Annotated in this window: 18 protein-coding genes and 1 tRNA gene; 6 read left to right on the forward strand and 13 right to left on the reverse strand. The window is 39.3% G+C overall.

Translation table 11 applies throughout. The features are described from left to right. Positions 1–262 precede the first annotated feature (262 nt). On the forward strand, positions 263–1,009 hold the full coding sequence (locus B3C94_RS11280) for a copper homeostasis protein CutC (protein ID WP_293903569.1): 747 nt from the start codon (positions 263–265) through the stop codon (positions 1,007–1,009). 33 nt (positions 1,010–1,042) lie between these two features. Here B3C94_RS11280 and B3C94_RS11285 read toward each other — a convergent pair whose 3' ends face one another. Beyond that, a complete protein-coding gene (locus B3C94_RS11285) occupies positions 1,043–1,222 on the reverse strand; it encodes a spore protein (protein ID WP_077437607.1) in 180 nt (59 codons plus the stop codon). Between the two features lie 33 nt (positions 1,223–1,255). Then, a tRNA-Cys gene (locus B3C94_RS11290) sits at positions 1,256–1,326 on the reverse strand. 457 nt (positions 1,327–1,783) lie between these two features. On the opposite strand from B3C94_RS11290, the gene B3C94_RS11295 reads away from it, so the two are divergent. The 3 genes from B3C94_RS11295 (at position 1,784) to B3C94_RS11305 (ending at position 4,571) form a co-directional block, all read left to right on the forward strand. Continuing rightward, complete coding sequence (locus tag B3C94_RS11295) at positions 1,784–2,404, forward strand: porin family protein (RefSeq protein WP_293903575.1); 621 nt, start codon at positions 1,784–1,786, stop codon at positions 2,402–2,404. A gap of 116 nt (positions 2,405–2,520) precedes the next feature. Further along, the gene (locus B3C94_RS11300) at positions 2,521–3,657 is read left to right on the forward strand and encodes an AI-2E family transporter (RefSeq protein WP_293903578.1); all 1,137 of its coding nucleotides are present in this window, start codon (positions 2,521–2,523) and stop codon (positions 3,655–3,657) included. Between the two features lie 299 nt (positions 3,658–3,956). Beyond that, complete coding sequence (locus B3C94_RS11305) at positions 3,957–4,571, forward strand: porin family protein (protein WP_293903581.1); 615 nt, start codon at positions 3,957–3,959, stop codon at positions 4,569–4,571. 75 nt (positions 4,572–4,646) lie between these two features. On the opposite strand, the gene rpsJ is transcribed toward B3C94_RS11305, so the two are convergent. The 4 genes from rpsJ to rpsL form a co-directional block, all read right to left on the reverse strand. Further along, positions 4,647–4,952, reverse strand: a complete 306-nt coding sequence (rpsJ, locus tag B3C94_RS11310) for a 30S ribosomal protein S10 (protein ID WP_028070501.1) — start codon at positions 4,950–4,952, stop codon at positions 4,647–4,649. Positions 4,953–5,079: 127 nt separating this feature from the next. Continuing rightward, the gene (fusA, locus tag B3C94_RS11315; protein ID WP_293903584.1) at positions 5,080–7,203 is read right to left on the reverse strand and encodes an elongation factor G; all 2,124 of its coding nucleotides are present in this window, start codon (positions 7,201–7,203) and stop codon (positions 5,080–5,082) included. Positions 7,204–7,337: 134 nt separating this feature from the next. Next, entirely contained in the window at positions 7,338–7,805 is a 468-nt protein-coding gene (gene rpsG, locus B3C94_RS11320; protein WP_172396610.1) for a 30S ribosomal protein S7, read from the reverse strand. Positions 7,806–7,824: 19 nt separating this feature from the next. Continuing rightward, a complete protein-coding gene (rpsL, locus tag B3C94_RS11325) occupies positions 7,825–8,238 on the reverse strand; it encodes a 30S ribosomal protein S12 (protein ID WP_002993550.1) in 414 nt (137 codons plus the stop codon). A gap of 593 nt (positions 8,239–8,831) precedes the next feature. On the opposite strand from rpsL, the gene B3C94_RS11330 reads away from it, so the two are divergent. Then, positions 8,832–9,248, forward strand: a complete 417-nt coding sequence (locus B3C94_RS11330) for a hypothetical protein (protein WP_293903592.1) — start codon at positions 8,832–8,834, stop codon at positions 9,246–9,248. Positions 9,249–9,320: 72 nt separating this feature from the next. Here the strand turns inward: B3C94_RS11330 and rnr are convergent, their stop codons facing one another. From rnr to fsa, 3 genes are all read right to left on the reverse strand, one after another. Further along, a complete protein-coding gene (rnr, locus tag B3C94_RS11335; protein WP_293903595.1) occupies positions 9,321–11,453 on the reverse strand; it encodes a ribonuclease R in 2,133 nt (710 codons plus the stop codon). Between the two features lie 341 nt (positions 11,454–11,794). Beyond that, the gene (locus tag B3C94_RS11340) at positions 11,795–12,223 is read right to left on the reverse strand and encodes a Fur family transcriptional regulator (RefSeq protein WP_209581612.1); all 429 of its coding nucleotides are present in this window, start codon (positions 12,221–12,223) and stop codon (positions 11,795–11,797) included. 270 nt (positions 12,224–12,493) lie between these two features. Then, on the reverse strand, positions 12,494–13,153 hold the full coding sequence (gene fsa, locus B3C94_RS11345; RefSeq protein ID WP_070562966.1) for a fructose-6-phosphate aldolase: 660 nt from the start codon (positions 13,151–13,153) through the stop codon (positions 12,494–12,496). Between the two features lie 182 nt (positions 13,154–13,335). Between fsa and B3C94_RS11350 the strand changes: the two genes are divergently transcribed. Continuing rightward, entirely contained in the window at positions 13,336–14,556 is a 1,221-nt protein-coding gene (locus B3C94_RS11350) for an MFS transporter (protein ID WP_293903600.1), read from the forward strand. Here B3C94_RS11350 and B3C94_RS11355 read toward each other — a convergent pair. The 4 genes from B3C94_RS11355 to B3C94_RS11370 all read right to left on the reverse strand — a co-directional run bounded on the left by B3C94_RS11355 (position 14,542) and on the right by B3C94_RS11370 (position 24,240). Continuing rightward, complete coding sequence (locus B3C94_RS11355; RefSeq protein WP_293903603.1) at positions 14,542–15,033, reverse strand: retropepsin-like aspartic protease; 492 nt, start codon at positions 15,031–15,033, stop codon at positions 14,542–14,544. The genes B3C94_RS11350 and B3C94_RS11355 overlap by 15 nt on opposite strands. 311 nt (positions 15,034–15,344) lie before the next feature. Further along, positions 15,345–16,283, reverse strand: a complete 939-nt coding sequence (locus B3C94_RS11360; RefSeq protein ID WP_293903606.1) for a malate dehydrogenase — start codon at positions 16,281–16,283, stop codon at positions 15,345–15,347. Positions 16,284–16,658: 375 nt separating this feature from the next. Continuing rightward, on the reverse strand, positions 16,659–18,989 hold the full coding sequence (locus B3C94_RS11365) for a BamA/TamA family outer membrane protein (protein WP_293903609.1): 2,331 nt from the start codon (positions 18,987–18,989) through the stop codon (positions 16,659–16,661). After that, a complete protein-coding gene (locus tag B3C94_RS11370; RefSeq protein ID WP_293903612.1) occupies positions 18,955–24,240 on the reverse strand; it encodes a translocation/assembly module TamB domain-containing protein in 5,286 nt (1,761 codons plus the stop codon). The genes B3C94_RS11365 and B3C94_RS11370 overlap by 35 nt, the downstream gene beginning before the upstream one ends. Position 24,241: the final 1 nt, after the last annotated feature.

The following is a 24,241-nucleotide window of genomic DNA, read 5'->3' on the forward strand; positions in this document are numbered from 1 at the left end:
TATTTTACTTAAAACTGTATACAGCTGGTTTTTAATTATTTAAATAAAAGCATGTAAGGTATATACAAATAGGTGAGCCTAATGTTTTATGTTTCCAAAATTCAATTGTAAAGTCTGGTTGCTGAGAATCTTTTGAAGTGGAAGTGTTAGATTTTAATTATTTGGTTATTTAGGCTACTTTAATAGCAGTGGATAAAGTAGGTAATTTGCTTTTTTTTTACGTTATTCGCGTAAACGAAAAATAGCTTATAAATAGAATCAGATGAAGGAAAAGGCAATTGGAAATTACCAATTAGAGATATGTTCAAATTCTGTAGGCTCGGCGATTGAAGCGCAGCAAGGAGGAGCAACTCGAGTAGAGTTTTGTCAAAATTTGGAAAATGGAGGGACTACCCCTTCGTTTGGTCAGTTGCAGTTGGTGCGGGAATTGGTGGATATTGGTATTCATGTTCTTATTAGACCGCGTGGTGGTGATTTTCTCTATACAGAAGCGGAGATATTAGAAATGATAGCTGATGTCCAATTGTGTAAGGAATTGGGAATTGATGGTGTCGTGATAGGTATTCTGAATGCAGATGGGACGGTAGATAAAGTAAATACCCTACGGTTGGTGGAAGCTGCCCGACCAATGCATGTCACCTTTCATCGCGCTTTTGATCGGGTGGAAGACCCTTTCCGTGCATTGGAAGATGTTATTGAGATTGGTATAGATCGTATTTTGACATCAGGCCTGCAGAACTCCGCTTTGGCAGGAGTACCATTGCTGAAACAGTTGATTCAGCAGGCAAATGGACGGATCGTAATTATGCCCGGTGCGGGTGTAGATGCTTCTAATATAGTTCATATTTTAAAGGAGACCGGAGCAGTTGCCATACATAGTTCTGCTAAAGAATTGCATGTTTCGAAGATGGAGTTTAATCAGACTCAGGTCAATGGAATGGATGAGGCACAGTGGATGAGCTCAAAACAAAAAGTCCACCAAATGGTGGACCTATTAAAAAGCCTTTAAAGTAGTACTTTAAAGGCTATTAAATTCTTCTTACTATTTAGCTTCTGCAGCTAATTGATTTAAGATAGCATCGTTTTTAACGATTTGGTTGCTAGCTTTCATTTTTGATCTAGAACCTAATTCTACGTTAGTTCCTAATTTCAAAAACTGAACTTCAACACGTGAAACAGTTTTATTTCTTCTATCTTTTCTTTTTAAACGTGTAACTCCCATTTTGATAATATTTTTATTGTTTAAAATAAAACGAGGTCGGAAGCGGATTCGAACCGCTGTAGGAGGTTTTGCAGACCTCAGCCTAGCCACTCGGCCATCCGACCCTATTTTTTTCCTTTTGAAGGTCTGCAAAAATAAAACTTATAATTGGAATTAAAAAATCTTTGTGATAAAACTTTTGTGTTTTTGGGCATTAATCTGAAAACCAAGGAAGTATTTTCATTGTGGGGACACTTAGCCAATTTTCATTTGAAATATTCCAACTGTCTTCCTTCAAAAATAGCCAATGAACTTTTGATGTCTAAATGTGATTGGCAATAGACAATATAGACCGTATCGAATCGTATTCGTGAGCGTGCAAAAGTTGAAAAGTATTCGGCTGACTGTATCTTTTAAAGGACAATGGAAAATCCGGTTTCGCGACTTTTTCCTGATGTTTTGCTGTGGAAATTAAAGGCTTATGTATTTTGGAATAGATATTGCAAAAGGGACTGTAATAAATCTCATACAGGAAATCATGGGATTAAATGAGGAAAAAAGAAAGTAATTAAATTAGGGAACATGAAAAAATTATTATTATCTGCAGCAATTTTATTTGGTTCATTGGGAGCCTTTGCACAAGGTGGATTGGGATACGGACTACGTGCGGGTGTAAATATTCCTAAATATTCATTTGAGAACGGAAGTTCCGAGTCTAACACAGGCTTTTTTGTAACAGGTTATTTGGATGCGCCTGTATCTCCATATTTCTCTATTCAGCCAGGCTTGTCTTTACAAAATAAAGGCGGGAAATGGTCGGAGGGTGAAGGTAATAACGCTCTTGAACTAAAACAAAGCATTATGTCTTTAGATATTCCAGTCAATTTAGTTGCTAAATTACCTACTGGTGGATCAGGTAATTTCTTTATCGGTGCGGGTCCGTATGTTGGGTTTGCATTAAGTGGTAAAAATAAACAGAATATCGGTGGTGTAAAAACGGAACAGGATGTAGAATTTGGTAGTGGGGATGGTGATGAGTTAAAACGTACTGATTTTGGAGTGAATTTCCTGGCAGGTTATCAATTATCTAATGGTTTTCAGATCAATGCAGGTTACGGACTTGGCTTAACAAATTTGTCTCCGGTATCTAACCTTTCAACTAAAAACCGCGTTTGGTCTGTCGGTATCGGATTTGGACTATAAGAAATATAAGTACTTAAACTTATTATGAGGAAGAAGTCCCTGCATTTGTGGGGACTTTTTTATTGGATTAAACTTAAGTCAACCGAAATTGTTATTTTTATTCAAAAGATTGCAGTATGAAAAGATTTCTTCCTTTGCCCTTTTATGTCAAGTTGGCCTGTGTACTTATTAGTATCATTTTACTGGGGTATTTAGCAAAAATAGGGGATACGATCGTGATTCCTATGATTTTGGGCTTACTGTTTTCCCTGCTGTTGATTCCGCTAAGCAATTTTTTGGAACAGAAGCTGCGGTTTCCAAGAACATTGTCAGGTATAATAAGTGTTATTTTGTTTTTCGGTGTTCTCGGGTACGGACTTTTTCTGTTAGCCTCTCAGCTTACGCTTCTTAAAGAGGATTTTCCGGCTTTTAAACAACAGATCATGGACGGTGTGAGCAATTTGCAGACTTGGGTGAGCCACCAATTTGGAATCCAGCATAAAGATCAGATTGACTTTATTAATAAAACAGCATCGAAGTCTGTGGATTCGGGAACTTTATTTCTGGGGACAGCATTGGTTTCCCTTTCATCCATGTTCATTCTGTTTGTTTTTACTTTTCTATACACATTTTTCTTGCTTATCTATAGAGGGCATGTGGTTAAATTTCTCTTATTTGTCAACCGTGTTGAGGACAGGCCAATTGTTGTCGATGTAATAAAACAGGTTCAGTATGTCGTCAAGAAGTATCTTATTGGCTTACTGATCCAAATGAGTCTGGTTTCGCTTTTAGTCTTTATTGTCCTGTCGCTGATTGGGGTAAAATATAGCCTGCTGTTGGCTTTAATTACAGGAGTTTTTAATGTATTGCCTTATGTAGGTATTTTCTCCTCTATGCTTATCATCGCCATTCTGACTTTTGCTACATCCTCTTTTACCCATGTCGTCTTGGTGATCATTGCCCTTATTGTTGTGCATATGATAGACAGCAATTTCATCGTGCCGAAGATTGTTGGTTCTAAGGTGAAAGTCAATTCCCTGTTTGCTATGCTCTCCATTATCATTGGTGAGATGATATGGGGGATCTCAGGTATGTTTTTGGCTATACCAATTCTAGCTATCGTTAAGATTGTGATGGACCGGATCAAAGAACTTAAACCTTGGGGATTTCTGTTAGGGGAAGAAGATAGTAAGGATGAAGTATATAAGGATTTATTTGATACGTTAAACCCGGTTGAGAAGAAAATTATAGAAGAGAACGAGACGAAGTCGTAATTGTCTTAGCAGCGAACGTGTAATACGAAATATATCATTAAATTGAAATTTGAGCTAATGTCCAAATTCAATTTAGTTAGGCATGTTAAACGCAGATCGTTGGAAATAAGATTGGAGTAGCTCGGTTAGACGGCATAGGTAAAGGCTAAAGAATAACTTCCATATGTTCAAGAGGTTTGGATATCAGGTTGAGTAAGTTATCGATATATACCTGATCATTTAATAGATGGGTAACTATTTTGCTGTTGTATTTCAAAATATTTTATTCTATTTTCGTTTTATATATAATTTATTATTTAATGAAAAGAAAATTACTCTCAATCGCTGCGGTACTATGTTTTATTGCCGGGGCAAAAGCACAGACTTCCTATGGTTTTAAGGCTGGTGCAACTTTTCCTAAGATGACCGCGTCACTAGGAAGTGTATCTGTTTCGACAGAATCATCGACATCGTTTTATCTGACGGGTTACTTAGATGCTCCTTTAGCGAATAATTTTTCTATCCAACCTGGTTTGTCGCTTCAAGGTAAAGGGGGGAAAGGATTGACACTTATTGACTACGAAGAATTGGGAGATAATGTGAAATTAGACTTAATGTATCTAGAATTACCCGTCAATTTTGTGTACAGCATTTTAACTGGAAATTCTGGAAGCGTTTTCTTAGGAGCTGGACCATATGCGGGATTAGGGCTGTCCGCTAAAGCTAAAGCAGAGAATGTGAAGATCGATGTTGGTTTTGGAGATAATAAATTGAAACGTTTTGATGCAGGAATTAACTTTTTAGCCGGTTATCGTCTATCCAACGGCTTTTTGATTAATGGTGGGTATGGCCTAGGTCTAGTTGATATGGCTGGGGCTGAGGGAGGTTCATTAAAGAATCGTGTATTTTCAATTGGAATCGGTTATCAGTTATAGATTTAGGCTAAAAAATAAAAATAAAAAGGGCTTTTCTTACGAAAGGCCCTTCTTTTTTTCAGTTACTGAAATCTATCACACTTTGATTTCTACTTCAACGCCTGAAGGCAATTCAAGTTTCATCAATGCGTCAACAGTTTTAGCGTTTGATGAATAGATATCCAACAATCTTTTGTAAGCACACAATTGGAATTGCTCACGTGCCTTTTTGTTAACGTGTGGTGAACGTAATACCGTATAGATTTTTTTCTCAGTAGGCAATGGAATAGGACCACTAACAACTGCACCTGTAGGTTTTACTGTTTTTACGATTTTTTCAGCTGATTTGTCAACCAAATTGTAATCGTAAGATTTCAATTTAATTCTGATTCTTTGGCTCATTTTTATTTATTTAAAATGATTGCTAATTAGAGCTATTCACAACTAGCAATCGGTGTTTACTTTTTTGAAAGAACAAAGAGAAAAGACGAAAGGTCCTTCTTCTTTGTTCCCTTATCTTTATTCTATATTATTCTACAGAACCTTTGATTTTACCTTTTGATTTTGCAATCACCTCTTCAGCAACGTTACGAGGAGCTTCTTCAAAGTGATCAAATTCCATTGTAGATGTTGCACGACCTGAAGTGATTGTACGTAATTGAGTTACGTAACCGAACATCTCAGAAAGTGGAACCAATGCTTTGATTACTTGAGCACCGTTACGTGAATCCAAACCTTGCATTTGACCACGACGACGGTTTAAGTCACCCATGACATCACCCATGTTTTCTTCTGGTGTTAAAACCTCTATTTTCATAATTGGTTCCATTAACACTGGAGAACATTTAGGTAATCCTTCACGATATGCTTGACGAGCAGCTAATTCGAAAGACAATGAATCTGAATCGACAGCGTGGAATGAACCATCAATCAAACGAACTTTCATTCCTGATAATGGGAATCCTGCTAATACACCATTTTTCATTGAAGTTTCAAATCCTTTTTGAACTGAAGGGATAAATTCTTTAGGAATTTTACCACCAACGATTTCATTAACGAATTGAAGAGGTGATTTTGTTAAATCGAAATCTTCGTCCGCCGGAGAAATAACAACTTTGATATCCGCGAATTTACCACGACCACCTGATTGTTTTTTGAATACCTCACGGTGCTCAGTAGTACCGTTGATAGACTCTTTGTATGATACTTGAGGAGCACCTTGGTTAACCTCAACTTTGAATTCACGTTTCAAACGGTCGATCAAGATCTCTAAGTGAAGCTCACCCATACCAGAGATAACTGTTTGACCAGTTTCTTCATCCGTTTTTACAACGAATGTAGGATCCTCTTCAGCCAATTTACCAAGACCGATACCTAATCTATCCACGTCAGCTTGAGTTTTAGGCTCGATCGCCAAACCAATTACTGGCTCAGGGAAAGTCATAGACTCTAATACGATAGGCGCTTTTTCGTCACAAAGTGTATCACCAGTTTTGATGTCTTTGAAACCAACAACAGCACCGATATCACCAGCCTCGATGAAAGGGATAGGGTTTTGTTTGTTCGCGTGCATTTGGAAGATACGAGAGATACGCTCTTTGTTTCCTGAACGAGTGTTCAATACATAAGAACCTGCATCTAATTTACCAGAGTAAGCACGGATAAAACATAAACGACCTACGAATGGGTCAGTTGCAATTTTGAAACCTAAAGCTGCGAAAGGCTCGTTTACAGATGGTTTACGGAAGATTTCTTCACCTGTATCAGGGTTTGTACCTTTTACAGCATCAATGTCAAGAGGTGAAGGCAATAATTCCATTACAAGATCCAACATGGTTTGAACACCTTTGTTTTTGAAAGATGAACCACAAACCATAGGAACGATTGCGTTATCCAATACTGCTTTACGTAAAGCATCTAAGATTTCGCGCTCAGTTAATGAATTAGGATCTTCGAAGAATTTCTCCATCAAAGTCTCATCATAACCAGCAACAGCTTCCAATAATTTCTCACGGTATTCAGCAACTTCGTCCAACATATCCGCAGGAATTGGAACTTCAGTAAAGGTCATACCTTTATCGTGCTCATTCCAGATAATACCACGGTTGTTGATCAAATCAACGACACCTTGGAAGGTATCTTCCGCACCGATAGGCAATTGTAGAGCGACAGCATCAGAACCTAACATTGATTTTACTTGACCAACAACTTTTAAGAAGTCAGCACCTGAACGGTCCATTTTATTAACGAAACCAATGCGAGGTACTTTGTAATTATCAGCCAATCTCCAGTTAGTCTCTGATTGAGGCTCAACACCATCAACCGCAGAGAACAAGAATACTAATCCGTCTAATACACGTAAAGAACGATTCACCTCAACCGTGAAATCCACGTGTCCAGGAGTATCGATTACGTTTACTTGGTATTTGTTGTTACGGTAGTTCCAGAATACTGTTGTTGCAGCAGAAGTAATCGTGATACCACGCTCAGCCTCTTGCTCCATCCAGTCCATTGTTGAAGCACCTTCGTGAACCTCACCAATTTTGTGGTTTACACCTGAGTAATAAAGGATACGCTCAGTTGTTGTAGTTTTACCAGCATCGATGTGGGCAGCGATACCGATATTTCTAGTGAATTTTAAATCTCTTGCCATAATATTTTTAAGCAACTGGCCATAAATGGCCTTGTGTGTTTAAATGTAATGTTAAATAAGTACACCGACCTTGATAAAGGAGTATTCTTTTATCGGAGGTCGGTGTAATCATATTTTTTTGAATGTCTTCAAAATTAGAATCTGAAGTGTGAGAACGCTTTGTTAGCTTCCGCCATTTTGTGCGTATCTTCTTTCTTCTTAACAGCAGCACCTTCACCTTTAGAAGCTGAAATGATTTCTCCCGCTAATTTTTCGAACATTGTTTTTTCACCACGTTTACGAGCGTATGAAATTAACCATTTCATACCCAATGCGATTTTACGGTCTGGACGAACTTCCATAGGAACTTGGAAGTTAGCACCACCAACACGGCGTGATTTAACTTCAACAGCAGGCATAACGTTGTTCAAAGCTTTTTTCCAAGCTTCTAGACCGCTTTCTTGTGTTTTTTGTTCTACTAATTCTACTGCATCGTAAAAAATATCATAAGCGATAGATTTTTTACCATCTACCATCATGTTATTTACGAAACGTGTTACCTGAACGTCATTAAACTTTGGATCAGGTAAAATGATTCTCTTTTTCGGTTTTGACTTTCTCATTTTTCTTTCCTCCGTTTAATTATTTCTTTTTACCTTTTGCTGGAGCTGCAGCTGCTTGTCCTGGTTTAGGACGCTTAGTTCCATATTTAGAACGACGTTGGTTACGACCTGCTACACCTGAAGTATCTAATGCACCACGGATGATGTGGTAACGTACACCTGGTAAATCTTTTACACGACCACCACGGATCAATACGATCGAGTGCTCTTGTAAGTTGTGACCTTCTCCAGGGATGTAAGCGTTAACCTCTTTACCGTTTGTTAAACGTACACGAGCTACTTTACGCATTGCTGAGTTTGGTTTTTTAGGGGTAGTAGTATATACACGTGTACATACACCTCTTCGCTGTGGACATGAGTCCAACGCTGGTGACTTACTCTTATCAACCAGAGCTACTCTACCTTTTCTAACTAATTGTTGAATAGTAGGCATTTACCTGTTTTTGTTTATAAATTTTATACCTAAATTATTTTAAGTTCGCAAAGATACTGATTCCCTTTTGAATATGAAATAGTTAGTGTATAAAATTTAGATTATTTTTTGATAAGCCCTTGTCTTTTTTTCTTATACTGTCACTCCGTTTGCGTCGTGGTAAAAGAGACGCTCCATATCTTTCTTGATTTACGGCACCTGGGCGGTTAGATCAATTTATTTAAGATGATTTATCCTATTTGCGCAGGAGCCTAATATTTTTCTAGGGAATAATACCTATAGGCCCCTGGTGGACCGTGAGATGTTGTTGAATTGAATAGTTGAGGTATAGCGGCTGGTTATGTACACAAATAGGGACGGTCGTAGGATGGCCGGACGGCCGCTCGCTGTGTGAGAATATGTTTTTAACCTTATCTACTGTAAACTGTTCTTTCTCTGCGTAATATTCTTTAAAAACCGTCTTTTGCCTGAAATTTATCTTCTACTGGTTTCTGAGTATATTGCTTGCTTTGCATGTCTTTGCGTTCTGTTTGGCAAAGCGTTTGTTAAAAACGTATAAATATTTAATAGAAACAAATTAATGTATTCAAGTTATGAAAATCAAAATGAAATTAATGTATGCGGTGGTATTGGCCTTGGTAACCTTCGCTTTTGTTGGATGTTCAAAGGATAAAGATGAACCTATGCAAACCGGCGGAAGCATTGATGCAGCTATAGGTACATATAAAGGTAAAATTAAGATTATTGGTGGTGCCGAAGTCTTCAATCAAATATTGGTAGTTAGCAAGGTTAGCGATAATAAAGTTAAAGTTAGCGCGCAAAATGCCGATCTAAAGCTTCCTGTAAGAGAGATCCAGGTTTCCAATAACTATAATATCTCGATTCAAGCTCTTCCAAATGAGCCTCAAGGTCAATTTATCTTCACCTTTGAAAATAAAGGCCTAACTTTTTTGGCGGAAAGAACGGAAGCAGGACAGTTGGAATATTCTTTTGATGGAACGAAACAATAGGTTCCTCTACATATTTACTAAAAAGCCCGAATCAGTATATGGATTCGGGCTTTTTAGTGAATTGGATTTATATTATGAAAGCAACGTAAAATCAATCTGACGCTTATCCAGATCCACTTTCTTCACACGGATCTGAACTTCATCACCCAATTGGAATTTCTTTTTCTTCCGCTGGCCAATGATCGCATAGTTCTTCTCGTCAAGCACGTAAAAGTCATCGGTGATATCCCGCAGTCTGACCATACCTTCACATTTGTTTTCCTCAATCTCCACATACATACCCCATTCGGTAACACCCGAGACAATACCCGTATATTCGGTACCAATCTGATCCTGCAAGTATTCTGCCTGTTTGTATTTGATTGATGCACGTTCGGCCTCAGCCGCTTTTTTCTCCATTTGGGAAGAATGTTCGGCCATTTTCTCGTAATGCTCCGCATTGATCTTGGTACCGCCCTCCAGATAGAATTGTAAAAGACGGTGTACCATCACATCGGGATAACGACGGATAGGAGAGGTGAAATGGGTGTAATAATCAAATGCAAGTCCATAGTGACTTGTCTTCTTTGTCGTATAGATCGCTTTGGCCATCGAACGTACCGCAAGTGAAGTCAGCATATTTTGCTCTTTGCTACCTTCTATCTTCGTCATCAGCGCATTTAAAGATTTAGCAGTTTCTTTATCTGTTTTGATAGTCAATTTATGGCCAAACCGTGCTGCAAATTGAGAGAAGGTCGTTAGCGTCTCCGGATTAGGTACATCGTGGAAACGATACACAAATGTTAGCTTGTTTTTACCACGGCCTTGTTTGCCAATAAACTCGGCAACTTTACGGTTCGCCAATAGCATAAAATCTTCAATCAGTTTATGTGCATCCTTACGGACTTTGGTATATACGCCCGTGGGTTTGCCATTTTCATCCAACGTGAATTTTACCTCTTCACTTTCAAAAGCTATGGCACCATTTTTAAACTTACGCTCCCGCAGAATATAAGCCAGTTCATTTAATTTTAAGATCTCTGCACTGAAATCTCCCGATTTTGTTTCGATTACCTCCTGCGCTTCTTCATAACTGAAACGGCGGTCTGAATGGATAATCGTGCGGCCGAACCATTGATGGTGCACATTGGCTTTTTCGTCCAATTCAAAAACAGCCGAAAAACAAAGTTTATCTTCATGCGGACGTAACGAACAGACACCATTGGAAAGGCGCTCCGGAAGCATAGGTATAACACGGTCTACCAAATAGACGGATGTACCGCGGTTGAATGCTTCTTTGTCCAATTCTGTATCAGGTATCACAAAATGCGAAACATCCGCAATGTGAACACCAATTTCATAGTTGCCATTTTCCAATTTTTGAAAAGAGATGGCATCATCGAAATCTTTTGCATCCGCCGGGTCAATGGTAAAAGTCGTAATGTTTCTAAAATCACGTCTCTTGGCAATTTCTTCCTTGCTTATTTCTTCTGGAATTTTATTCGCTTCATCCTCTACTTTTTTAGGAAACTCCAATGGGAAACCATAGTCGGCCAAGATGGCGTTCATCTCGGTGTTATTTTCACCTTTGGTACCCAAAACGTGTTTCACCGTTCCGACAGGATTTTTGCTTCCGCTCGGCCAGTCGATAATCGAGACCACGACCTTTTCTTTATCCTTGGCTCCATTCAAATTGTCCAATGGAATAAAAATGTCGTGTAGCATCTTGCGGTCATCTGCAATAAAAAACGCAAAATTATTGGAGATGCTGATCGTTCCTGTAAAATCGGTCTTGGCCCTTTGCAGGATTTCGACGACTTCACCCTCTTTTTTGCGGCCGCCTTTTCTTTTCTCGAAGGTATGAACCTTGACAATATCACCATGGAGTGCCTGTCTCAGTTTGCGTGGAGCGATATAAATATCGTTTTCAAATTCATCGTCAGGAATCACGTAAGCAGAGCCGTCGGCAGTCATATCTACTTTTCCTGTGACATACACCTTAAGTTGCTTCAAATTAAATTTGCCTCGATCGACCTCAATAAAAAGCCCGTTTCTTACATTATCATGTAAAATATCGGCTATAGCGACTTTCGAATCGTTATCTGTAAGGTTCAATTTAGACGAAACTTGTTTATAGTTGAGGGGCTTGTTGCCTGATTTCTCGAAGATATCGATGATCAATTGTGTTAAGACCTCCTTATATGGATTCTCTTTTCTTGTTTTCATCTATTTATTTTTTCTAACTAGCTGATGGGTGCTCGGGTAAACAATACGTGTTTCTTATCTCTGTATTGCTTGCGTCTGCGTTTCACCCAATTATTATTAATTTTATCTTTGTCAATCTGCGACAGCCGCTTTAATCCCTTTAACTGATGACGATAATGGATTTCGGCAAACCAGTTTTTATCAAGGGGCATGACCGTGCTGCACATCAAGATCGATGTTTATACAAGGTACGAAAAAAAACAGCATCTGGCACGACAATAACGAGCTAAACGGAGCATCTTCCGATAGCCAATGTATAGACAGTTCAGCCGATAAATAGTTTTGGATTCGTACAGCCTGATTTATTTTTTGCAATGATTGCACACGCCAAGTGCATTTACAGCGATGGCTTCAAGACTAAAGCCCTCTGGAATCGATACTTTTGGTAAGGTCATATCTTCCAGACAGTATACAGAATTGCATACCCGGCAAATAAAATGTACGTGCTGATCATGATGATCATGTTCCGAACAGTTTGTAGAACACATGGCATAAGTTGCCGTGCCATGTAAGTCAAAGATTTTATGGATAATCCCTTTCTCTTCAAAACTGGCCAATACGCGGTATAATGTGACACGGTCAATGTCCTTGCCCAGTAATTTTTCCAGTTCGGGCTGTGAAATAGCCGAATCTTTTCTCGAAATAATTTCAAGAACCTTTAGCCGTGGCTGGGTAACCTTTAAACTATTTCGTTTGAGGATTTCTGGATATACAGTGTTGGAATCTTCCATGGGTTTCTTTCGTTAAGCCTTAGATCAAATACAAACTAAGAGAAATTTACTTTTATTTGCAAGTTTAAAAAACTGCCCCGCGAATTTATTCATCGCATTTTTCCCTTTAAACATATACATATTGAACTGATACGATTTGATTCAATTATGCAAATATGCTTTTGATAATACAAAAATACGGAATCTATTAAAATTAAGAAAACCGATAAGTTTAAGATTCATGTCATCTTACTTATCGGTTTTTCAATGCTATATGAAAATAGAGAGATCTTATTTGCCGGCAGCTTTAGCATGATCTGCTAAGAACGTCGCCAGACCGCTATCTGTCAATGGGTGTTTCAATAAGGCTACGATCGCTGACAATGGACCTGTCATCACATCCGCACCAATTTTAGCACATCCTAAAATGTGTGCACTGTGACGTACAGAAGCTGCTAAAATTTGTGTAGGATAGTTGTAGTTATCATAGATTAAACGAATATCTTCGATCAGTGCTAATCCATCGGTAGAAATATCATCCAAACGACCGATGAAAGGAGATACATAGGTTGCACCAGCTTTAGCTGCCAATAGTGCTTGACCAGCTGTAAATACCAATGTACAATTTGTTTTAATACCCTTTTTACTGAAATATTTAATTGCTTTTACGCCATCTTTGATCATAGGGACTTTTACAACAATCTTGCTGTCAAGAGCTGCTAACGCTTCTCCTTCTTTAATCATTTCTTCATAAGTTGTAGAAATAACTTCAGCACTTACATCGCCATCAACGATTGCACAGATCGCTTTATAATGGTTGATTACGTTTTCGTCACCGCTAATACCTTCTTTAGCCATTAAACTTGGATTGGTTGTTACACCGTCTAATACGCCTAAGTCTTGGGCTTCTTTGATTTGTTCTAGGTTCGCTGTGTCAATAAAAAATTTCATTGTGTATGTTATTGAATGGTAATTATTTGATTATTATAATGTCCAAAATAATGATGTAAAGTTATTGATTATATTCCAGTATTGAAGCATCGATTTTAATCAATTGCACCATTATTTTTGCAAAAGCGAATCTCTTCTCCGAATTTTTTGTTATACTTTGTAATATAGTATTATCTTTAAGTATGCAGGTTTTTCGTTCTCTTCATTATAGAAATTTCCGTTTACATGTTATAGGACAAGCAATCTCCTTGATGGGAACTTGGATGCAACGCATAGCGATCAGTTGGCTTGTCTACGAATTGACGGGATCCGTTTTTTGGCTCGGCTTTGTTCAGTTTATCTCCTTATTGCCTTCATTAGTTTTATCACCATTTATTGGGAGTTTTGTTGATAAGCATAAGAAATATAAGTTGGTTTTGCTGACCCAGATTGGTCTGATGATACAGGCTGGGATTTTGACTTTAGTTGTTTATCTAAAATGGGAAAGTGTCTTATGGCTTTCCGCATTGGGACTTATACAAGGGGTGATTAATTCATTTGACGTTTTAGGCCGTCAGTCGCTGATGATGTACTTGGTCGGGGACCGAAAAGATCTGCCAAATGCCATAGCGCTCAATTCCACCATTTTCAATGGCGCACGAATGCTAGGGCCTGCAATAGGAGGGATTTTACTGAGTACGTATGGTGAACTTGTCTGTTTTGCCCTCAACTTTATCAGTTTCGTTCCGGTCATTGTTACACTATTGATGATGCAGGTGGATGAAACACATGTTCAGCTGAGTAAAGGAAGTAATTGGGAAGGTTTGGTCGAAGGTTTTCGATACCTTAAAAGGTCCCCGCATATCTCCTCACTCATTATTATCATGACCTTCTCCAGCTTGATTGTTATTCCTTATACTTCGTTGCTGCCCGCCATAGCAAAAGAAATGTTTCATGGCGATGAGCGTACTTTCTCCTGGTTTGAAAGTGCAGCCGGATTAGGCGCAATGATCGGTGCATTTAATATGGCCCGTTTAAAATCGGGAACGAATTTGCGTTATCAAGTTATGGGGGCTGCAGCACTTATGGGAATAGCGTTATTGTTTTTGGCACATTCAAGCATGCTTGAAATGGCACTTGTCTATGTGATGCTGGTATCTTTTGCCATGATGATGCAAAACTCCAGTATCAATACCTATATTCAGACGCATGCCATACCGATCTATCGGGCTCGCGCTATCTCTTATTACGTTATGGCTTTTCAGGGAATTTTCCCCATCGGTACATTGATGATTGGCTCCTTAGCAAGCTATTGCGGCCTCAGGGCAACACTATACGTTATGGGTGGATTGGGAATACTGATCGCGATAGTTTATTATAGCTATCTGCGGCTCCATATTCATAAGCGGCTATTTAAGTTTTAATTTTCGGGTTCTTAATTTTAATGTACGGTTGGCATAATCAATGACGGCACCATAATCGGCAAAAATATCTCCACCCAATACCCCGATTACAGGATCTAGATCCATTTGCTGATAGGCATAGTTGATTGAACTTAAATCCAGCACCGCAGTATTCAATTTTTTTATCTGCCATTCGCCTATTTTCAGACTTGGAATTTTCATATTAAAACTCTCCATTGAATTGGTGCCAAGTCCTGTCGACAATGTTTCAGAAGGTTCAAGCTGCAATTGGTCTTCCAAAAGATGGCCCAATTGTGTTTTATCAAATACAGTTTTAGAAGCCCCAGTATCAATCACCATCTTGAACGAACGATTATATATTTCTACATCAACTAAAATGTGTGTGCCCTGGCCTTGCAAATCCAATAATTGAAATGGTACTGTTGTCATATCTCCAAACATACCCAAAAATTCCCTTAAAAAAGAAATTTTAAACATGGTAATGAGTTTATACAAGGAACTGGAATTTGTCTGTCAGATCTATGTTTTTTGCTGCTTCATTTTTCCCAACCATATTAGGTAAAGCGGACTGAAGGTTCTTTCTGGTCAATAAAACAAGTGTTGCGGGCTCATCGATACTTTAATGAGAAAAAGATCAGGAAACAGGTAATTTCAAAAAAACTTTGATGATTCCTTTGGATCAACAACAGGCATGAAAGTTCTTGATGGCCTTTGAAAACAGGCACTTTCAGAAAAAAAGCTATTACTCATGGAATAATAGCCTTTCTTAATATTTGTTATTTTATGGATTACAAAGCATTAATTTCTTTGAGTACATTATTCATTGTACGTACGGCATCTGCACTTTTGCTGAATTTTTCTTTTTCCTCTTCATCCAATTTTAGGGGTACGATCCGGTCCCATCCTTTTTTATTGATGATTACTGGTACGCCAAGATTAATATCTTCCTGGCCAAATTCACCTTCCAGATAGACGGAAGCCGTAAATAATTTACCTTGATCGCGGACGATGCTTTCGACAACTGCAGCGGTTGCCGCTCCGGGAGCATACCAAGCCGAAGTTCCAATTAGACTAGTCAGTGTTGCTCCGCCCACCATGGTTTTATGTACAATTTCCTCCTGCTCTTCTGCTGTAAGGAAATCCGTTACCGGAATGCTGTTCCACGTGGAGTGCTTGATAAGTGGAATCATTGTTGTATCTCCATGGCCACCAATGACAATGGCATTGAGGTCCGCTGCAGAAGCATTCAGTTTTTCACTCAACTGATATTTGAATCGGGCCGAATCCAATGTCCCCCCCATACCAATAATCCTATTTTTAGGCAGTCCGCTTGATTTCAGCGCTAGGTAAGTCATGGTATCCATTGGGTTGGAAACGATAACAATAATAATGTCTGGCGAATATTTAACTAAGTTTTCTACAACCGACTTAACAATATTTGCATTTGTTCCAATTAATTCTTCGCGTGTCATCCCTGGTTTCCGTGGAATCCCCGAGGTAATGACGGCAACAGTAGAACCTGCAGTTGACAGATAGTCATTGGTTACTCCTTTGATTTTAGACTCAAACCCCAATAAAGCTGCGGTTTGTGCCATATCTTGCGCTTTGCCTTCCGCAAACCCTTCTTTAATATCCAATAATACAATCTCTTCGGCGACGTTTCGACGGATTAAATTGTCCGCTGTAGTTGCTCCTACAGCTCCTGCACCAACAATAGTTACTTTCATATGTAAATTATTTGTTTATTCATGAGCTAATTTTTCCGCTTAAGAATTCATGCTGCCTTCGGCGGTTTTATGGCCATATGAAATATCCAGTCTACTTTCAAGAATGCCTGGACTATTTTCTCGCTTGGATATTTCATGTGCATTTATGTGGATTAGTAAATAATTCTTGAATTTAATGAATTATTGTCAGTAAATCAATGTATTTCGTAGGAATAACTCGTTTTTTGACATAAGCAATACGACCTCAATTTGTTCGGGAGAACGGCGCCTGTTAAAACGGTGCAATGACAGCAATCAACCACTAAATAGTCATAAAAAAGCGGCTCGAAATTCCTTCAAGCCGCTTATTTTATCTTGTAAATCAAATCCCGTAGCCTAGAAAGGATATCCGATGGCTAAGTTGAACATCAAGTTATCCTTGCGCCATTTTGAACTTCCAAAGTCAATATCCTTAAACACCCAACGCTCTCCTTTGGGCAGATAGGGGATACGGAACGGTATTGACATATCTGTACGGATGATTAAGAAAGTAAAGTCGAAGCGCAGTCCTGCTCCACCACCAACGGCTAATTCATTTAAAAAGTTCTTGCTGAACTTGCCGCCCGGTTTGTTGACATCCTCTCGCTGTAACCATACGTTCCCCGCATCAATGAAGGCAGCCCAGTGCACAAAGCCCGCCAGTTTGGCTCTATATTCCGTATTTAGTTCGAGTTTAATATCACCCGTCTGGTCGGCATAGAAGAGTCCATTGCTTAATTTTTCGGGAGCTACAGTTCCGGGGCCGATCGCACGGGCACCAAAGGCACGGATACTATTTGGGCCACCCACATAATATTGTTTTAAATAGGGGAGAGAGCGCGAGTTGCCATAGGAATAACTTAAGCCCAGACTGACCCGTGATGCAAGCTGCGAATTCTCGGATAGTTTGAGATAGTGCCTGCCGTCACCACTGATCTTGATATATTGGGAGAAATAGGCATCAAACAATTTGAAGGTTTTTCCTTTATTGAAATCTGCTCCTTTTATCAATCCGAGTATATTTCCCGATAGATCCAGATTGCCTTTGAAATAAAAGGTGTTTTTCAGATGCTGCTTCATCGTATTTTGAAACGTGAAGTTGTAGTTTGGACCAATCGTAAATTGTGGGTCGATAGCATGTCTTAAGGCCGGAATAGTATCCATTTGCTTTTGGTAATTTTCCGAAATGCCTTTAGGTTGGACATAGGTAATCTCCATTAAAGCAAGATCGTGCTGCTTTTCCTCCGACTCTTGCCAGATATAACCGTAATCCAGTGCGATGGAGTTGAGGGTATAGGCTTTACGGCGATTTAAAAATTCATAGCGGCCTTTTACATAAGTCTTCGGGATAAAACGTCGTGTAGGTGAAATCCTCCCAAAGGGGGATAATATGCGTGGGAAGGTTAAAGTAGCCTCCATCCCGTAGCGATAATAACTCGAATTGAGATCCGCAGATCCACCTGTTTGCGTTTCATAACCTCCGAACACATTAAAACTTAATTGCTCTGCGCCTTTAAACGCATTACGTAAAGTCCAGTTGACATTGACCTCGGTACCATTGTACACCGAAGCCATTTTTCCCAAAAGTTCTACCCGAAGTGATTTTTTTGGTAACGGTGTTAGGTAATAATAGACATCTAATGCATTCGGCACCTCTTTGCTGTCTACAAAATTGTTTTTAACAAATTTCCAGCTATTGAGGTTCACGAGATGACTGATGGTCTGGTTATGCGCGTTACGATTGTATACATCACCGGGGTGGAAGAAAATATGATTCGCGATAACAGGCTTTCTATAAAGATGCTGGCGGTCTATAAAGTAATAGCTGCTATCATACAATTCTGCATTACGGGTAGACCTTTGATAACCCGTGCTTGTTTCTGTGTAGTTGGGGTAAATGTAGATTTTATTGATCTTTGAGGGAACCCTCGCCTGTGCCGGTGTTTCCTTCTTCACTGTAACATACATGTCGACCCTGTTGTTCCGATTGGAACTGTCCACCTGAACAAGGATGTAGTCGGGACTGAAATAATAATACCCTTTATTCTTGAGGTCATTATCAATGCGGTCACGCTCATTTAGGATAACATCTAAGCTGTAGTTCTTACCCACCTGTAATAGACTTTTGTCAGAACTTGAACGGATGTCTTTACCCAGTTGCGTCGTGCTGTCAATATCAAATTTAACCGATCGTATTCGGTAGATCAGATTGGGCTTGGCTGTATAGTTGATCGTTGCTTTTTTGTTTTCAACTAAGGTGTCGGATTTTACTTCTGCATTAAAGAAACCGAAATTCTCCAAGCGATTGCGCAATAGATTTTCATTGTACTCGCGATTGACATCACTCAATAACACCGGTTCTTCACCGATTTTCTTAAAGAATTTTTTGATGATGTTCTTCCCTGCGGAATCTCCGGCCATATTGTTGAAGTACAACTTGAATGGTACCCCAGCCAGCCGTTTATTAGGCTTGGGCATCAGCGCTGCTTCTAGATGGGTCGCAATCTTTTCCTTATTTTCTTTTGAAATGGTATCCGAATCGACAATGACATTGCCCTTCACGTATAAGCTTTCACCTTCTTTCAAGTTCTTGGTGGAAGAACAGGAAGCTATAAACGCAGCCAGGGAAACTATTCCAATAATATATTTTAGTTTAGCCTGCATGATAACTCCTTTCTTCATCTTCATTTTTTATCGCTGTGGTTCTGATCGTATCTAAATTTGATTTTGGACTATCGCTTTTCGGCGTACTTTTAGTGGAGTCCAGCTGTTGTTTACGTTTCTCTTTTTCTCTATCTTCTATGCGTTTTCTGTACTCAGGGCTGTGGATCATCAAACTGTCCCGAATGACCGTGCGTACACTGTCCCGATAGACCGAATCGGTTTCCATACGTTCCACATCAAAGCGTTTTCTGAAACCTTTGCTATTGGTGTCATAGTACTCTTTGAGTTTTTTCGAACTCATCCAGATTTCCTTAAATCTGTTGTAATCCATATTGATGATAAATCCGATACCTGTCTCAACATATTGTCCCTGGAGTGTAACTTGATATTGATTTTTACGATACACCCGCGCAAAATAGCGGCCATCTTGCGAAAGTTGATAATCCAATTGGATATCCCCAGCAATATTATTGGCTGTTTCTCCCGGACGTGTATTTCCTTCAACTTCAAAATTAGAACCTACAGTAATTTTTAACCGGTCGTTTAAGAGCATTTTAGATACCCCGATATTCAGATCGGTCCGGGTTTGTCCGGCTCCAGTAGCGTAATCCTCTTCCGAAGTCAGGTTGAAATCCAATTCTACTCCTGTGATAAGCTCGGAGGCAAGGCGGTTCAATTGACCGCTTAGGAATGAACTGATGCTATTTCTAACAATGGCTTCGGTACCACCACCACCAGATAAACTCTCAAACGGATTGGTCGACATAAAGCGTCCCAACACGATCAGTGAAAATACCTGTTTGTTGAGTTCCGAAGGATTTTCACGTAAAGTGGTCAGGGCATTATTGACTTTGCTGATCACATCCTGGGAAACGACAGAGTTATTTTCGTCCAGATCGATATCAAAATTAAGTTGCGGCTGGAACAATTTGTCCGTTATTTTCAATAATACGTTGAATGGTATACGTTGCTTGTACAGGTTTGCATTTTCCGATCCCAGCTGCGTGGCGACAAGTTCCAGTGTGGGAGCTTTCGTCGTATATGCTGCTGTAATATTGAGCTGTGCATCCAATGGATCACCGTTCCAGGTGATGGTACTGCCTTTGCGGAAAGTAAAGTCTTTTTTCACTGGGCCAAAACTGAACGAGTAACTACCTTTGTCTACGGTGAAGGTACCTGAAAGTGTAATTTTACTACTCGCATCAATACCTGCGTTCAGCTCCGCTTCACCTTGAATATTCAGGGCGTCCTGTGAACCCGCATCCAAGAGTATCTTAAACTTAGCGTCTTTATCCGTTTGAAGATTAAGATCCACATCCATTCCCGTTAATCGGGTTACAGTCATGGAATCCAATTTAGCAAATACATTAGCTCTAGTGGTGTCACTTTTATCCACAAATTCAACAACGCCTTTGCGGTCTGCCATTCCCGGATCCTCATTTGGCATCACGAAGGTAAAGTCTGTATCGTCCAATACTTTGATTGTTCCATCAACGACAGGCTTATCAAGATTTCCTCTTATACGGAGGTTGGAGGTAAGATACATTTTACCATAGAACATGTCGTTGTCACTTTGCGTTGAATTGAGTACCTCAAAATTGTCGGTGTTGATATTGAGGTTAAAATCAAAATCAGTGTATGTTTTGGTCTCAATGGACCCTGTTACTTTGGCAATATTTCCTTTTTTGTCTTCTAGAGCAAATTTAGGGAACGTAATACCTCTTTCATCCAAGTGAATGGTTTCGTCTTTGGCTTTGAAGAGCGCATTTAGCATCGCAATATTGAATTGTGCCTCCTTGAACTTGACATCGCCATTAATGAGCGGTTTAGAAGGTGATCCGGTTATTTTTAACTGACCTTCCAGATTTCCCTTAGAATCTTTCAGATACCCTAAGCTGAATGCTTGAACCGTTTGCATCGTAAGCGGAGCAATATCTAAGGTGAAATCTAAGCTTGCCTCTCCCTTGGGCGGATTGACAAAATCACCGCTTAACACAACATTATTGCCATTTTCACTGATGCTGATATTGGCATTATATGTATTTTCTTTTTCATTATTCACTTTAATGTTGACATTACCAACCGTGTCCTTTCCAATATAGAACTTGTCGATCACCAGGTCTGATACAAATACCGGGCTACTTTCTAAACGTGAAATGGTTGCTTGACCGTTTACTCCGCCACCAAGATCGATTGTCTCACTTTCGAGCATTTTACTTAAAGTCTCTATGCGGAAATTCTTAAATGCAATGTTGAGTGGTGAATTGAGTACGCTATCTTGTGATGATATACTCAGCTCCTGTCCTTTATTGCTTAAAATAAACTCATTGGCCTGAATACCTGTACTCCCGAATTTGAGAACGTTGTTTGGATTGATTGTCCACTTGTCGTAATTCAGCATAAGTCCATCTTGCAGTAAACTGAAAACAAATGCGCCGTTATCAACACGCATATTGGCGCCCAGATGATACTGCTCTTTCTCTTTCTTATCTTTGATCCAAAGTCCAAAGTCTAAATTGTTTTGGATGACTTTCCCACTGAATACTGTATTCACCAATTCGATATTGCTCACCTTGATTTTATTGATCAGTGCCGAGTAGTAGAGTGTGCTGTCCAGGGTATTGATATCTAAGGTAACGTTATTAATCTCGGTACCATTATAGATCATCTTGGGGGCATCCAATTTGGCGAGAATGGTTTTTGATTGACTGTTGAACATACCATCCAACGTAATATCAGACATTTCAGTCAGTTCTGGCAGGAAATCCTTGATAAATTTGGTTCTGTTCAATTGAGCCGAAAACTCGATACTCTGAGGCTCATACTTGGGAACTTTAACAGCTTGGCCTGGTTGGTAATATACCTGCAAGATGTCTTGAATGGCATTCTGCAATTCTAAAATTTTGTATTTTCCGACTAAGTGGGCATTGAGAAAGTCTGATTTTAAAAGTAGTAAGTTGCGGCTTGTATCCGCTTTTGCAATCAGTGAAATACTGTCTAGCGAGTAATAAGCATCATTGTAAACAATAGATGAATTTGTAATATGCGCTTCTCCGTTCAGGAAATTAGGGTCAGCTGAACTAAAGTTTCCGACAAGTTTACCGTGATACTTGAATTCGTCGTCCATTAATTTTAAATTTTTAAGATTAATGGTATCCACCATAAGTTCGAAATCCACCTGTGGATACTTGGATTTCATGTTGGCAGTAGCATCCAATTTTAACTGAATATTCGGATCAGGGCTGACAACAGAAGCTTTAATATCTCCTTTGTCTGCGGTAAGGTTCATGTCGATATTCTGATAACGATAGCCCATCGCATCCATCCGGTTTACTTTACCATCGAAGTTAGCTACAAGCTTCTTGGGATCGGTACCATGGCCTTTAATTTTTCCTTCAAAGGAAAGAATCCCCAATGTACTATCCATTTTCATGATCTTACCGATATCAAAATCACGGATGCTTACATAAGCATCATACGTTGTATCTCTGCCGATCATGCCAACTTTACCATTGAACTTGGCCGTTCCTTTCTCTGTTACCAAAGACAGGTTGGTGTTAAAAGCGCTCATCCCGCCATTAAACGTTCCGGTAAGACCGATGGTATTCGGCAGTTCTATTCCACTTGGAAGCATCTTTTTTGAAACCAGCTTTTCGATATCCGAACGTCCTGTCGTCAATTTTTTCAAATTGAGATCCATGGACATTTTATCGACGTTGGGTAGTCCCTTTAAATGCAGACTCGCAATGACGCGTGTATTGGACAGGGTTTGAAAATCAATTGCTGGAATATTTAGATCATTAACTTTTCCCACGACGCGTCCATCTATTGCAAATTTTTTGTCCATCAGGGGTTTCATAACCTGCATAGTATCCAAAAACGGTGCAAAGTAGTAGATGTCGCGCATATCTACATGACTCTTTTTGATTGTTGCATTAACGTAAAGTAGTTCGGGTTTTTTAGCGATAATATCCAAAGAAGGATAGGTTACTTTGATGTAATCACGCAGGAGAGTACGCGGTGTCTCTGCATAAAGATTTTTGATCTCCGCACCGGTATTCGTATATTTAAAATCACCCTTCAATTGCTTAATCACAAAGCCAGAATGATCTGAAGCAACGAGCTCTTTTAATGAGCCGCTGATAGAATCGGCACTGTAGTAAAGATCGTTGAGACTGGTTTTCATCCCTGGAATCTTCATGTTGAAGTAATCAAAGCCTTTCATACGCGCCTGATTGTCGTCCCGGTAAGCTAGGCTTGTCTTATTGATCTGAATATCTTTGGCTGATACAACCCAGTTTACTTTGCTGGTATCTGCTGTGTTTTTCTCCGTGCTGATCGCCTTTTTCTGAAGCTTTCCAAAGAGTACCGTATTATCCGAACCATCCAGGTTGATTGTTTGAATGTCAACAATTTCTTTGTTGAGGTCGATCTTATTAATGTCTGCGTGCAGATTTTTGATGTAAAACTTGGTATTCAATAGGCTGGATTGATCCTCATAACGAATCAGGATATTGGTCAGATCTGCAATTTGCAGACCGACCTCGGGAAGTAATGTCGTTGTCTGTGCTGTTTTGTCAGTAATCCCAAAGTCTTTCACAGAAGGTGCTGTCCCGTCAGCGACTGGCCGCCATTGTTTTATTGTGGCGCTCAAACCATCAATCTTCACTTTGGGGAGGTTAAAGGCCATGTTTTTTGTGAGATCAAATTTCTTAATGTTCGTGTTCAGGCTGCCGAGATAAACATCGGCACTGGTTCCGATAACATCATCGGCATAGACAATGTGAAATTTGTCAAATTTGACTTTATCTAAGTTAAATAGGAGGGCTGAACTGCTGTCTGCCGTTGGTTTGCTTTCTTTTTGAGAGGCAAATGCTTTGATAATATAATCAAAGTTGAACGAGCTGTCGGGTAGCGTACGGCGAATTTTTGCAGTAATTCCGTCTGCTTCAAGACTTTGAATTTCAACTGTGTTTTTCAGAAGTTTAAGCATGTTGATATCCACTGCTATGCTTTTTCCAGCAACCAAAGTATCTTTACTTTGGTCAGCTAAATAGATGTCCTCTAAAACCAGTTTTTTAGGAAAATCAATATTGATATAGCCAATTTTTACAGGAGTACCAATCTTTCCTTCTACATATTGAGTTACTTTTCCAGCGATATAGTTCTGGACGGAAGGTAGTCTGATTAAGAATACGATTAGAATAGCCAGCGCAATTATTACTCCAATAATCCACAATATTGTTTTGAAAGCAATTCGGGTAAATCTGTTCAAC

Source organism: Sphingobacterium sp. UBA5670 (assembly GCF_002420705.1).
In the GTDB taxonomy this organism is placed as follows: Bacteria; Bacteroidota; Bacteroidia; order Sphingobacteriales; family Sphingobacteriaceae; genus Sphingobacterium.